This is a genomic window from Microbacterium sp. GXF7504, assembly GCF_054798235.1.
Window position 1 is genome coordinate 413,824 of sequence record NZ_JBSJZI010000001.1, and the last position, 13,661, is coordinate 427,484.

A 13,661-nucleotide genomic window follows, 5' to 3' on the forward strand; every position below is an offset into this window, starting at 1 on the left:
GGGGCCGCTCACTCCGCCTCGCCGCGGGCGTCGGCCCCGGCACGCGGCTTGCGGCTGTACGTGTTGATGAGATCGAACAGCTCCGGCCCGACCTTGCGCAGCGCCCGGTGCAGGTGGGACTCCACGGTGCGCACCGACAGCACCAGGTCCCGTGCGATCTCGGCCTGGGAGAGACCCGACACGCTCATGCGCACGATCTGGCGCTCCCGGGCGGTCATCGCGTCCTCGACCGACCCGGTCGGCGGCTCGAGCACGGCGCCGATGCGCTGAGCCTCGTCATCGGCGCGCCGTGCGGCGGGCCCGGTCGTCACCGCTGCGAACCGGCGCCAGGCCGCGCGCGCCCGGCCGAGCTGACCGAGTTCCTCCAGCACCCCGGCCGCCCGGCCCATCGCCGCGACGTCACGGGCGACGAGCGCCTCGACGACGGCGGCGTGGGCGCGGATCCCGTCGGCCGAGACGCTCTCGATCCGCGCGCGCATCTGCGCCAGGCGTTCCGGGCCCGGGCAGTACCAGGCGGCGATCACCGCGGCATAGGCGGCGTGCACCGCGGCACCGCGCGCGGCCGCCCGGTCGGCGAACACGGCGAGGGCCGCCGACGCCGCCTCCTCGTCGCCGTCACGGCGGAGGTCCGCCGCATGCCACCACTCGGCGCCGGAGCCGATGATCCCGCCGGCCGCATCCGCCACATGGGTGCGCAGCAGCCGGCCGTCCGCGTGGCCGGCCATGGTCAGCAACGACCCCGCCGCCCCGCGCAGCAACGCGGTCCGGTGGGAGGGGCCGACGTCGGTCCGCAGCGCATCGACGGCGTCGTCGACGCGGTCCAGGTGCCCACCGATGACAGCCGCCAGCACCTCGAGGTAGGCGAAGTCGTGCATCGGTTCGATGAGCGCCTGCCGGGCGAGATCGTCACGCCGGCGCGACGCGATGCGCATCGCGTTCGCGGTGCGGCCCTGCGCGACCTCGACCAGGCAGGCCAGGACGAGCACGGCGTCGTCATCGGGGAAGTCCCGCAGGAGTGCGGGCAGGGCCTCGTCCACGGCGGCCACGTCGCCCCGCGAGTACCGCGCGAACCCGCGGGCCCGCCGCAGCTCCGCCTCCACCGCGGGATCCGGATGCTCGTCGGGGAGGTCGTCCGCGTCGACGACGCCGTCGTGGAAGGACTGCAGCACCGCCGCGCGGGCGCGCAGCCGGATCCCCAGGGGATCATCGCCGGCGCGGGCCAGCAGCCCCGCGTACGCCTCGCCGCTGCGACCACGCGAGCGCAGCAGCGCCACCCGGACCCGTTCCTCGTGCAGCCGGGCGGCATCGTCGGCGTCGAGGTCGGCGGCGGTCTCCAGCATCCGTTCCGCGCCGTCGTAGTCGCGCAGCCGCCACAGGCATTCTGCGACCGCAGCAGCGGCGTGCCGGGTACGGCGGCGTCGCCACGCGTCCACGGCCAGGGCGAGCCGGACGCGGGGAATCATCGCAGGCTCCGGCAGGAGCGGCTCGTGCGCCACCGGCTCCCCCGGCTCCGCCGCCAGGGCGTCCAACGCGGCGTCGACGAACAGCAGGAACCCGGCGCCGATGTCGCTGTGGAGGAAGTGAGCGAGGATCGCGGGGCGACCGACCCGGACCGAGGGCTCACCGTCACGGACGCCGAGCACGACCGATCCGGCCCGCTCCAGCGCACGCAGCACGTCCGGGTCGATGACCTTCGCCGCGGTGTCGAGCGGGATCGGACCGAACCGCGCGACGAATTCCAGCGCATCGCGCTCGGCGGGCCCGAGCGCCGCGAGGAGCCGTTCCAGGGTCGCGGACAGCCGGGCGGTCCAGAGCGTCCCCTCCAGCGCGACGCGGCCGCCCCGCACGGTGAGCCGCCCCTCCTGCTCGGCATCGGTGATCATCGCCATCGCGATGCCGATGTTGCCGCCGGACTTCATCATGATCGCGGCGAGGGTGGCCGCGTTGAGGTCGGCGCCGCACCGTCCGCGCAGGGCCAGCGCGAGCTCCGGCGTCGTGAAGGGGTCGAGCTGCACCCGCGCGACGTGGAGGTCCTGCGCGGCACGGTCGATCATCGACGTGTCCAGCCGCGTCGTCACGATCGGCACGGCCGCGCGGTCGCGCACGAGTCGGAGCACGGACCGGCTGGCGCGGTCGAGACGATCCCAGTCGTCGACGGTGATGACCGCACGCCCGCCGACGAGGCGGGCGACCAGTGCGTCGACGGTCTCGGCGGGCGATGCGACGTCGACGCCCGCGAACGCGAGGCCCGACAGCTCGGAGTCGACGAGCGCCGGGGCGCCGGAGACGTCCAGGACGTCCCAGTGGAGCGCGGCGAAGTGGTCGCGGACCACCCGGAGGACGTGCGAACGACCGGACCCCGGTTCGCCGGTGATGTCGACGCTCACACCGCGACCGGCGAGCGCGATGGCACGCAGCACATAGCGCTCGCGCAAGGGCATGCCCACCTCCACGTCGGTGCGGCGCAGACCGCGGCGCACCCTACCGAGTATGACCCATGGCCGACGCGCCGGCCGGGGCCTCCTGCTGTGCGCGGGAGAGCGCGAACACGCCGCTGACCGCCACGGCGCCCGCCACGATGAACGCGGGGATCGCCCAGAGGGGTGCACCGGCCGCCTCGCCGAGGATCGTGATGCCGAGCACCACGGCGACCGCGGGGTCGATGACGGTGAGCCCCGCGACGACCGACTCGGGACGGTTGTGCGCGTGGGCGAGCTGGACGAACCAGATCGACAGCCCGCCGGCGACCGCGATGCCGACCAGGCACCCGAGGGTCAGGAGGTCGTCGAGGTTCCAGGCGAAGGACCCGGCCTGCAGGAGCGTCTGCACCCGCAGGATCACCGTCTTCCCGAGGGTCGCGACGAACGCGGAGAAGACGCCGCCGAGCAGCACCCACAGCACGGGCTGCGCCTGGTGCGTGCGCCCGGCCCACACGATCACCCCGGTCGCGACGAGCACGCCCACGAGGACGAGCAGCACGGCGGCGAGCTGTCCGTCGGTGATGGCGCGCTGGGTGCTCACGAGCGCCGCGACCGTCACGAACGCGGCGACCCCCAGGACGCACAGGGCGATGGCGCGCACCACCTGGGCGCTCGGCCGCCGGTGGGTGGACAGCGCGGTCGCGATCGCCGTGAACACGAGGGCGGCGACGCCGATCGGCTGCACCACGATGAGCGGCGCGAACGTGAGGCTGCCCAGCTGCAGCAGGATCGCGACGCCGAGCAGCACCGCGCCGAGGAGCCAGGCGCGGTTGCGGAGCAGGTGGCCGACCTTCGACCCGTGCCCGTCGGCGGTGCGGTGCTCCATGATGCGCACGCCCCGCGCCTGCAGCAGGTTGCCGACGGCGAGCGCCGCCGCCGAGCCCACGGCCAGGGCGATGCCCGCGAGGGGCAGGGAGCCGAGTTCGTCCATCACTTCTCGCTTTCCAGGTGCAGTTTCACACTGAGCTCGTAGGCGTCCAGCTCGTCCATGACGTAGCGCAGCGCGGCCGTGCCGTACGCGCCCGAGCGACCGACCTCGTGCAGCCGCGCCCGCATCACCGCGATCAGCGCGAGCTCGAACTCGAGCCCCTCCGGACCCGCGGACTCCTCGCGGGCGTCGAACGGCACCAGGATGCGGGACACCGGCAGTGCGTACACCTCGTCGGAGAACGCGGCCCCGCCGCCCCGGCGCAGCAGCGAGCGGTCCGCGATCGCCGCCTGTGCCGCCTCGCGCAGGGCCTCGTCGATCCGGCGGACCTCGTCGCGCGGGAGCCCGCCGCCGCCGCTGCTGCGCAGCCCCAGCATCCGGACGACCGCCGGCAGGGTCAGCCCCTGCACGAGGAGGCTCCCGGCGGCGACGAGGAAGGCGATGAAGATGAGCAGGTCGCGCTCGGGGGTGTCGTCGGAGAGGGTCTGGGCGGCCGCGAGCGTGACCGCACCCCGCATCCCCGCCCACACGATCACCGCGCTGTGCCGCCAGGTCAGCGGGTTCGCCTCGAAGTAGCGACGGTCGGTGTGCAGGCGCTCGGCCTTGCGCGTCCCCTCGTCGACCCGGTCGACCCGACGGGCCATCGCACGACGCACCCGCACGGTGTGCAGGGCCGTCATCGGGAACACGTACAGCGCACGCACCACGACGAGCAGGACGAACGCGAGCGCCGCGATCCACAGGCCGCGGCCGAGCCCCTCGTCGTCGGCGATGTTCTTCTGCACGATGCCCCACAGTTCGAGGCCCATGATGAGGAACACGGCACCCTCGAGGACGAACTCGATCGTGCGCCACGTGAGCTTGTCCGAGATCCGCTGCTCGGGGGTCAGCCACCGCACCGACCCCTGCCCGCAGATCACCCCGGCGGTGACCGCCGCGACCAGGCCCGACCCGCCGAGGAGTTCGGTGGGGACGTAGGCGAGGTAGGGCACGGTGAGCCCGAGGGCGGTGTTCGCGGTGGCGGTGCTCGCCCACGCCCGGAGGCGCAGCGCGACGAGTCCGGCGAGCGCGCCGACCACGATCGCGGCGAACACGCTCCACGCGAACGAGCCGAGCGTGGTGAGGAACGAGAACCCGGATGCGGCGGCGACGATCGCGGTGCGCAGGATCACCAGCGCGCTGGCGTCGTTGAGCAGGCTCTCCCCCTCGAGCACCGTGACCACGCGCCTGGACACCCCGACCTTCTTCACGATCGTGGTGGCGACCGCATCCGTCGGGCTGAGGATCGCCCCGAGCGCGACCCCGAGCGGGTAGCCGAGGCCGGGGATCGCCCACGCGAAGAACGCGCCGAGCACGAGCGCGCTGACGATGACGAGCAGCACCGCGAGCCCGCTGATCGCGGTGAGGTCGCGGCGGAACTCGATCGCCGGCGCCGACACCGCGGCGGAGAACAGCAGCGGCGGCAGGACCCCCATGAGGATGACCTCGGGCGCGACCGACAGCGAGGGGACGCCGGGGAGGAGGCTCACCCCGACCCCGATCGCGACGAGGATGAGGGGGCCGGCGACGCCGGTGCGCCGCGACAGCGTGTTGGCGAAGACGATGACCAGCACCGCGGCGACGAGGACGACCAGCAGACCGAGGCTCACCTCACACCGCCAGGTCCGCGACGCCGGAACCGATGAGCTTCACCCCGAGGATGAGGAAGAGCACCGTCATGATGACGGCATGGTGGGCGACGAGCCACTCCCGGGTGCTCGACAGGCGCTGCTCGACCTTCGTCGGGGAGACGACGCTGATGATCCACGGCACCGAGACGGCGAGCACGCCGATGAGCCCGAAGACGAGGATCGTCGCGACGATCTCGGGCGTGGGGAGCGAGGCCTGCGAGATGCGGCCGCCGGCGGCGATGAGGAGCGGCAGGTCCTTCGGCGAGAGCGGCCCGGAGATGATCACGCCCAGCAGGAAGGCCTTCAGCACCGTGAGCCCGTCCAGCCCCGCCATCCACTTCGGGGTGCCGGTGTGGTTCCGGCCGCGCCACTGGATCGCGGCGAGCACGAGCAGCCCGACGCCCAGCACGATCTCGACGACGTCGACCGTGATGTTCGCCTCCGAGTCGACCTCGTCCGCGCCCGACGACCGGCCGAGGAGCACGAGCAGGCCGACGAACACGATCGCGAACGTGTAGCAGCCGAGCACGAACGCGGTGCCGTTCGTCCGCCCCTTGCCGGAGGTCGCCATGAGGATGACCGCGACGATGGCCAGCGGGCTGATGGCGACCGCGACCCCGATCGTCAGCAGGTCCGCGAGCAGCGCGATCATGGCCGCGCGTGCTCCCGGCCGAGCGCCTGCACGTTCCGCAGGAACAGGATGATCCAGGCGAAGATCATGACCGCGGCGACGAGCTCCACCGCGGTGAGGTTGTAGATCCCGGTGAAGAAGAGCACCGCGAGCACGACGATGACCGCCGTGAACACGTAGCCGAGCGCGAGGAACACCCGCGGCATCCGCGGCATGAGCCAGGGCAGCCCGATGACGAGCACGCCGTAGGCGACGGCCATGCCGGTGGCCACCGTGTTGTGCAGCAGGAAGAACCGGTCGACCGGGAAGATGCCGACGCAGGCGAGCATGATCCCGAGCAGCACGAACATCGAGCGGACGATCGTGCGGCGGGTGCGCTCGGGCCGGGTGTCGGCGGGGACGGACGCCGTGCCCACCCGCGCGATGGTCGTGACGATGACCCCCGACACGATGAGTGTGAGGTTGAACGTCAGCGACGAGATGTCGTGCGTGATGCCGAGGGCGGAGAGGTTCATCTGCCACCACGCCGGGTCGCTCGAGCTGAGCATCGCGGTGACGACGCCGACCACGAGGAACACCGCGAGCACGAGCGAGAGCTGCCCGGCCGACAGGTTCATGCCGACCACGTACCCGAGGTAGGCGCTGAGCCCGGTCGCGGTCGCCGCGAGCAGCATCGCCGGCGTCGGGTAGAGCTCGGCACCCTGGAAGCTGCCCCCCATGACGGTGGCCACGCCGATCCAGCCCATGAGCGCCGTGAGACCGATCGCGACGGCGAGCGCGGCGACGTCGAACCACTGGAACCGGGCCGTGGGCGCGGCCTGTTCGCGGCGGATGCGGGCGAGCGCCCGCGCGGCGACGACACCGACGGCGGCGGCGAGAGCGCCGGCGACGGCGGAGAAGTCGCCGAGCGAGCCGCGACCGGCGATGGCGAGGTCACGGCCCCAGAACACCGGCAGGGCGACGAGGAAGCCGACCGCGAAGGCGGCGACGCCGACCAGCAGCGCCCACGATTCGTCGTCGAGCCGCCGGGCCGGGGCGCCGGCGGTCGCGACCGTCGCGGCGGTCACCGCGTGGCCGCCGCGCGGGCGGCGCGGGTCGCGTCGGGCAGCACGATGAGCGAGGCGAGGAAGAAGCAGATCGCACCGATGAAGGTGCCCCACTGGGCGAGGACGTCGTTCAGACCGCTGCCGTCGGGGAGGATGTACGCGCCGATCGCGCTGACGCCGAAGGCGACGCAGCCGATCCAGTTCACGAGCGTCGACCACCAGTTCTTGTCACCGAGGTCGACGGCGCGCCTGTTGGCGTGGGCGTAGGCGACGAACGCCATCGCGCCGGAGACGAGGAACGCGACCGACCCGCCCGCATCCGGGGCCCAGACGAAGTCGTCCTGCGCGCTCACGCTCTTGGCGGTGAGGGCCGCGGTCGTGGACACGTTGAAGAGCAGGGTGCCGAAGGACTGGCTGGATGCGGTGAGCCACTCGGCGCGCACCATCCGGCCCGGCGGGTAGGGCACCGGCACCGACACGGCACCGGAGAGGAGCAGCTGGATGAAGCCGGCGCCGGTGAAGAACCAGGCGCCGACGAAGCACATGAGGTTCGCGCCGTTCGAGCCGAGCAGCTCGCTGAGGCCGGGCGTCGTGCTCAGGCCGAACAGGAGCGAGCCGATCATGAAGCCCCAGCACTGCTTCACCAGGGTCGGCAGGAACACCCCCCGTGTGCGGGAGGTGCCGGTGGTTGCCGAGGTCATGGGAGTCTCCTCCGCCGGCCGGGCCGGCGATCGTCGGTCGGGGGCGCGGACGGGGAGGGCGCCGGATGACGCCCTCCCCGTCCGATGCGCTCAGTGGTGGAAGTGCGAACCGCTGGAGGCCTCGCGCGGGAGCGGGGTCTGCAGCGAGTCGAGGAACTCGACCTCGCCCTTGATGTCGGCCAGCAGGGCGCTCGCCAGGTCGTGGCTGAGGCCGACCTTGACGACGATGCGCTGCAGCACCATGTCGGAGAGGTCGTCCGCCATGGGGTAAGCGGGCACGAGCCAGCCCTTCATGCGCAGCCGGTCGGCGAGGTCGTACAGGCTCCACTTGTCGGTGTAGCCGTCCTTCAGGATCCACGCGAACACGGGGATGGTGTCGCCGCGGCTGACCAGCTCGAACGGGCCGATCTTCTCGATCTCGCTGGAGAGGTAGGTGGCCACGTCGATCGAGTTCTGCTGCACCGCGCGGTAGCCCTCACGGCCCAGACGCAGGAACTGGTAGTACTGCAGCAGCACCTGGGCGCCGGGGCGCGAGAAGTTCAGCGCCAGGGTGGGCATGTCGCCGCCGAGGTAGCTGACGTGGAAGATCATGCTCTCCGGCAGCACCGCGGTGTTGCGCCACACGACCCAGCCGACACCGGGGTAGACGAGGCCGTACTTGTGGCCCGAGGTGGAGATCGAGTTCACACGGTCGAGCTGGAAGTCCCACACCAGGTCGGGCTGGCAGAACGGCGCCACCATGGCACCCGAGGCGCCGTCGATGTGCATCTTGATGTCGAGCCCGGTCTTGGCCTGGATCTCGTCGAGCTTCTTCGAGATCGCGACCGCGTCGTCGTACAGACCGGTGAAGGTCTGGCCGAGGATCGACACGACACCGATGGTGTTCTCGTCGACGTAGTCCTCGAGGTTGTAGCCGTCGAGGACGAGGTGGTCCTTGTTCACCGGGATGTAGCGGGGCTCGACGTCCCAGTAGTTGCAGAACTTCTCCCACACGACCTGCACGGCCGCGGACATGATGAGGTTCGGCTTGTCGGTCGACTTGCCCTCGGCGCGACGCTTCTCCTGCCACAGGCGCTTGAGCGCCAGCCCACCGAGCATGCACGCCTCGGAGGAGCCGATGGTCGAGGTGCCGATCGTGTCGTTCGCGTCCGGCACGTGCCACAGGTCGGCAAGCATGCGCCAGCAGCGGTCCTCGATGGCCGCGGTCGCCGGGTACTCGTCCTTGTCGATCATGTTCTTGTCGGCGGCCTCGAGGTACAGCTTCTTGGCCTCGTCGTCCATCCACGTGCCGACGAACGTCGCCAGGTTCAGTCGCGAGTTGCCGTCGAGGATCGCCTCGTCGTGCACGATCTGGTACGCCGTCTCGGGCAGGCTGGGCTGCTCCGGGAGCGTGAACTTGTCGAACTCGGTGGCCTCCCCCGGACGCACGAACACGGGGTTCACGCTGAGGGTCGGGTCGAGGTTCGTGTTCTGACGCGCCTTGCTGGTGTTTGAAGTCACTTTCACTCCTGAGACTGCGGTTGACGGGTGGATGGTGGATTCGGGTCAGAGCGTGTGCTTCACGATCCGGCCGTTCTTGACGATCAGCGGGAAGTTCGCGTCGGGGTCGGCGATGAGGGAGAGGTCGGCGAGGGGGTCGCCGTCGACCAGGATGAGATCGGCCCACGCGCCCTCGGCGATCACGCCGAGCTTGGCGTCCCGGTAGGGGTTGCGTTCGCCGGAGAGCTCGAACAGGCCGGCGTTGCCGCTCGTGAGCATGCGCAGCGCCTCGGCGTTCGTGTAGTGCTCACCCAGGCGTGCGGCCATGACGCTCTGCCGGTGCGCCGAGGCGGGCTCCAGCAGCAGGTCGGTGCCCCAGGCGGTCTTCACGCCGTGCTGCTTCGCCCACGCGTACACCTGGTCGGTGCCGTGGCAGATCTCCGCGTTCTTGGCGGCGCGCACCGGGTCGGGGTAGTGGTGGTCGTCCTCGGCGAACGGCTGGATCGACAGCCAGACGTCCCGCTCCGCCAGCAGGCGCACAGTCTCCTCGTCGGCGAGGTGCCCGTGCTCGATCGAGCGCACGCCGGCCTCGACCGCGCGGCGGATCCCGGCGGGCGTGTACACGTGCGAGGCGACGTAGGTGCCGTAGTCGGCCGCGGCCTGCACGGCGGCGGCGATCTCGTCGGGCGTGTACTGCAGCGTGTACAGCGGGTCGTACATGGATGCCGCGCCGCCGCCGAGCGTGAGCTTGATCTGGGTCGCACCCTGGCGCAGCTGCTCGCGCACCGCCGCGAGCACCTGCGGTACCCCGTCGGCGACCCGGGTGAAGTGGAGGTCGTCGGTGCGGCTCGGCCTGCCGCCGAACGCTCCCGGCACGTCGTAGACCCACGCGAAGTCCGCGTGACCCGAGGTCTGCGAGATCATCGCCTGGCTCGGGAAGATGCGGGGCCCGTCGAACGTGCCCTCGTCGATGAGCGTCTTCACCGGCGCGAGGTCGCCGCCCATGTCGCGCACGGTCGTGAACCCGCGCAGCAGCATCCGTCGCGCCTCGGCGATCGTGTTGCCGTACAGGACGCCGGTCGCGCCCTGGACGAAGTCCATCATGCCGTTGGCGTTGCCCATGAGGTGCACGTGGGCGTCGCTGAGGCCCGGCATGAGGACGCGGCCGCGGCCGTCGATCTCGAGCACACCCTCCGAGGCGTCCCCGGCGACCGGGTTGTCCGAGACCGCCACGACGTGCGCGCCCTCGACGAGCACGTCCGCGCCGTCCTGCGTGCCGTCATGGAGACCGTCGAACACCCGCACGTTGCGGATGATCATGCGCTGCGGCGCCATCGGGACGGGGCTCATGGCGGCGAGACTATGCCGCGGGCCGGAGCGGCCGACGTGACGGGATCGAGAATTCGCCCGGCCCCTCCCCCGCCGCCTCACCCGCGTCATCGCCCGGGCTTCACCCGATGTTCATCCGGGGAGACCGAGGCGCGCGATGTGGCTACAGTCCCCGGTACCGACGCCCGTCGGACCCGAGGAGGACCCATGGCCGGCAACGACACCGAGCAGAGCGGCAAGGCCGTCAGCGGCAAGGCGATCACCGCCATCATCATCGCGATCGCGGCGCTCGCGTTCGTGTTCTCGAACGTGGGGCCGGCGACGCTGCGCTTCCTGTTCCTGCAGTTCACCATGCCCGCGTGGGCGTGGTTCCTCGCCGTGCTGGTGGCGGGCGTCGTCATCGGCTCGCTGTTCCCCTGGTTCCGCCCGAGGAACAAGAACAAGCAGTGACGCGGATCCGCTGAGGAGACGGCATGGACACCGGAGGGACGAAGGCGCTCGACGAGCTGCGCAGGGCCGTCGCCGGCGGTAACCCCGCCACGATCGCCGAGACCGTCCTGGCGAACGTCTGGCCGCTGTTCAGCATGCACTACGAGGAGCTCGTGGCTGCGGTCGTGGCACTGCCGCCGACCGTGCTGCAGCGCCACCCCGTGCTGCGGGTGCTGCATCCGATGACACCGGTGCTCGCCCGCACCGGGCGACCTTTCAAGCCGCTCGTCGGCCCCGAACTCGCCCGCACCCTCACCGCGGACGAGCTCGACATGCTCACCCTCGTGCAGATGGTCGCGTTCCGGCTGAGCGGCGACGTCGCCGCCGCGCATATCTATGCGCGGCGGCTCCAGGACCGCATCCACCAGATCCGCGCCGAGTCGCGGGACCGCCTCGACGGGCCGCTCTGGTACTACCACCACCAGATCGGCTCCACCCTGCTCCTCGCGGGCGACACGACGGGCGCGCTGCTCGAGTTCGGCACCGCCCGCCAGCTCGCCCGCCTCGCCCCGCAACCGGACGCGGAGCGGGTCGCCCTCGGCCGCACCGCGCTCGCGCACGCCCTGCGCGGCTCGCTCGAGGAGGCCGAGGCCGTCCTCGACGAGACGCTGCTGCTGCCGGCGCCGACCGCGGCGCACGCGCTCTCGTGCGCGGCGACCGAACGCACCACGGCCGCGCTCATCGCGGTCGAACAGCTCGCGGACGACGTCGACGCCCGGCTCGCGGCCCTCGAACCGTACGACAGCGTGCAGCTCACGTGGCCGTTCGCGCTCCTGGCCCGCACCCGCGCGCATCTCGCGCGGCACCGCCCGGACGAGGCGCTGGAGGCGGTGCGGCTCGCGAGCGGCGCACATCCGGACCGGCACGGCTCGGTCGGCTCGGCCGTGATCGCCGCCGCCACGATCGAGGCACTGTGGGAAGCCGGCGACACGACCGCCGCGACCGCGGAGGCCGCCGCGATCCGGCGCCCGGGAGCGATCACCGCGATCTCGGTGGCACGGGTGGCCCTCCAGCGACGCGACCTCGAGACGGCGACCCGATGCATCCAGCAGCTCACCGCCGACTCGTCGCTCGGCCCGGGACAGCGGGCGGAGCTGCAGCTGCTGACGCTGTGGCTGGAGGCGAGCCGCAGCGACGAGATCGGCCCGCATCGCGCCGAGCAGGTCGCCCGGCTCGCGACCCGCCCCGGCAACCGGCGGATGCTGTCGACCCTCCCGGTCGACCTCGTCGGCCAGGTGCGGGCGCACCTGCCGGCGGACGACGCGGTCGGGTTCGAGGAAGCCGTGCGCGGGCTCGTGTTCGCCCAGCCGCACCTGCGCCCGCAGCTGACCGACGGCGAGCTCCGGGTGCTCGCCGCGCTCCCCCACCATCCGACCACCGCGGCGATCGCGGGCGCCTTCCACATCTCGCCGAACACGGTGAAGTCGCACCTGAAGTCGCTGTACCGCAAGCTCGGGTGCTCCAGCCGCGACGAGGCGGTCGCCCTCGCGCTGCGGCTGCACCTGCTCCCGCCCGAGCCGGACCTCGAGGGCGTCCGCGGTCATGGGCGCTGACCGGCCGCAGCTCGGCCGCCGCATCCGGGCCGCGTTCGCCGCCGTCCGCGCCCCGGGCGACGACGGCCGGGTGGTCGTGGAGCGCTCCGACGTCGTGCACATGCTGGGCGAGACCGGCTCGGCGCTGCTGGCCGCGTCACAGGCGACGAGCGACGTCGAGGACACGCTGCGCCGGCTCGCCGCGACGTACGGCCGCCCGGAGCTGCGCATCTACGTGCTGCCGACGCTCATCCTCATCGAGCAGCCGGACGGCACCGCGCAGACGGCGATCTTCCCCGCCGGCTCCGACGCGCTCCGGCTCGACCAGTGCGGCGCGGTCGACCACCTCGTGCGCACCGCCCTGCGCGACCGGCCGGCCCCGGACGCCGTCGTCACGGACATCGCCGCCATCCGCGCCGGCGCGCCCCGGTTCGGTCCGGCCGTGTCGGTGCTCGGCCACACGCTGCTCACGATCGGGTTCGGCCTGGTCCTGAACCCGACCCTCACGGCGCTGCCGGTCTACGCCGTGCTCGGCGCGATCGTGGGACTCATCGTGCTCGTCGGCAACCGGCTCCCCACCCTCTCGCTCATCCTCCCGGTGGTCACCTCGTTCACGGTGACCCTGCTCATCTCGCTCGTCGTGCGTCCGCTCGTCCACGACGACGTGCTGCGACTGGTCGCGCCGTCGCTCGTGTCGTTCCTGCCCGGGCTCACGCTCACGATCGCCGCGGTCGAACTCACCACCGGGCAGGTGATCGCAGGCGCGAGCCGACTCGTCTACGGCTTCGCCCGACTGGGCCTCCTCGCCTTCGGGGTGTTCGCCGGCATCTCCGTGGCGGGACCGCCGCCGTCGGCCTCGCCGAGCCCGGAGACGCTCGGCTGGTGGGCGCCGTGGATCGGCATCCTGCTCGTGAGCCTCGGCTACCACCTGTACTCGTCCGCGCCGAAGCGGTCGCTGCCCTGGATCCTGTTCGCGCTCGTCGTGGCCTACGCCGGGCAGCTCCTCGGGCACCTGCTCGTCGGCGCCGAGCTGTCGGGACTCATCGGCGCGCTCGTGGTCATCCCGGTCGCGTACGCCGCCGCCCGGTGCAAGGCGGCGCCGCCGCCCGCCATCATGCTCACCTGCGCCTACTGGCTGCTCGTGCCCGGCTCGCTCGGGTTCATCGGGCTGAGCGAGATCGCGTCCGGCGCGGCCGGCGCATCCGAGACCCTGCTGCGCACCCTCGGCTCGCTCATCGCCATCGCGATCGGCATGGTGCTCGGGGCGGGCCTCTCCCGGGACGCGGGAGCGATCTCGCGCGGCTGGCGCGAAGCACGGCAGTGAGCGGGCAGGACCCCGCAGACCGGGGGCCGCACCCCGGCAATGACCGCGGCCG

Annotated in this window: 11 protein-coding genes; 3 read left to right on the forward strand and 8 right to left on the reverse strand. The window is 72.3% G+C overall.

Translation table 11 applies throughout. From position 1 onward, the window contains the following. Nucleotides 1-8 precede the first annotated feature (8 nt). The 8 genes from ACWAUO_RS02020 to ACWAUO_RS02055 form a co-directional block, all read right to left on the reverse strand. Nucleotides 9-2,441 carry a sigma factor-like helix-turn-helix DNA-binding protein gene (locus ACWAUO_RS02020; RefSeq protein WP_460772625.1) on the reverse strand — a complete coding sequence of 811 codons (2,433 nt, stop codon included), beginning with the start codon at nt 2,439-2,441 and terminating at the stop codon, nt 9-11. A gap of 40 nt (nt 2,442-2,481) precedes the next feature. Next, complete coding sequence (locus ACWAUO_RS02025; RefSeq protein ID WP_460772627.1) at nt 2,482-3,411, reverse strand: DMT family protein; 930 nt, start codon at nt 3,409-3,411, stop codon at nt 2,482-2,484. Then, entirely contained in the window at nt 3,411-5,057 is a 1,647-nt protein-coding gene (locus ACWAUO_RS02030) for a cation:proton antiporter (RefSeq protein ID WP_460772628.1), read from the reverse strand. Before ACWAUO_RS02030 ends, ACWAUO_RS02025 begins: the two co-directional genes overlap by 1 nt. Nucleotide 5,058: 1 nt before the next feature. Further along, nucleotides 5,059-5,730: a GAP family protein gene (locus ACWAUO_RS02035; protein WP_460772630.1), complete on the reverse strand. Its 672-nt coding sequence runs from the start codon at nt 5,728-5,730 to the stop codon at nt 5,059-5,061. Further along, the gene (locus ACWAUO_RS02040; RefSeq protein WP_460772632.1) at nt 5,727-6,776 is read right to left on the reverse strand and encodes a DUF998 domain-containing protein; all 1,050 of its coding nucleotides are present in this window, start codon (nt 6,774-6,776) and stop codon (nt 5,727-5,729) included. The genes ACWAUO_RS02035 and ACWAUO_RS02040 overlap by 4 nt, the downstream gene beginning before the upstream one ends. Next, nucleotides 6,773-7,456: a hypothetical protein gene (locus ACWAUO_RS02045; RefSeq protein ID WP_460772634.1), complete on the reverse strand. Its 684-nt coding sequence runs from the start codon at nt 7,454-7,456 to the stop codon at nt 6,773-6,775. Before ACWAUO_RS02045 ends, ACWAUO_RS02040 begins: the two co-directional genes overlap by 4 nt. Nucleotides 7,457-7,546: 90 nt before the next feature. Continuing rightward, nucleotides 7,547-8,956 (reverse strand): glutamate decarboxylase, encoded by a 1,410-nt coding sequence (locus ACWAUO_RS02050; protein WP_460772635.1) that lies wholly within the window; start codon nt 8,954-8,956, stop codon nt 7,547-7,549. 45 nt (nt 8,957-9,001) lie between these two features. Continuing rightward, on the reverse strand, nt 9,002-10,285 hold the full coding sequence (locus ACWAUO_RS02055; protein ID WP_460772638.1) for a metal-dependent hydrolase family protein: 1,284 nt from the start codon (nt 10,283-10,285) through the stop codon (nt 9,002-9,004). Between the two features lie 186 nt (nt 10,286-10,471). Here ACWAUO_RS02055 and ACWAUO_RS02060 point away from each other — a divergent pair, with 186 nt between their 5' ends. From ACWAUO_RS02060 to ACWAUO_RS02070, 3 genes are read left to right on the forward strand one after another with little or no spacing between them, the layout of a single operon-like run. Continuing rightward, entirely contained in the window at nt 10,472-10,714 is a 243-nt protein-coding gene (locus tag ACWAUO_RS02060) for a lipopolysaccharide assembly protein LapA domain-containing protein (RefSeq protein WP_460772640.1), read from the forward strand. 23 nt (nt 10,715-10,737) lie between these two features. Then, nucleotides 10,738-12,306: a helix-turn-helix transcriptional regulator gene (locus tag ACWAUO_RS02065; RefSeq protein ID WP_460772641.1), complete on the forward strand. Its 1,569-nt coding sequence runs from the start codon at nt 10,738-10,740 to the stop codon at nt 12,304-12,306. Next, a complete protein-coding gene (locus ACWAUO_RS02070; protein ID WP_460772643.1) occupies nt 12,296-13,609 on the forward strand; it encodes a threonine/serine exporter family protein in 1,314 nt (437 codons plus the stop codon). The genes ACWAUO_RS02065 and ACWAUO_RS02070 overlap by 11 nt, the downstream gene beginning before the upstream one ends. Nucleotides 13,610-13,661: the final 52 nt, after the last annotated feature.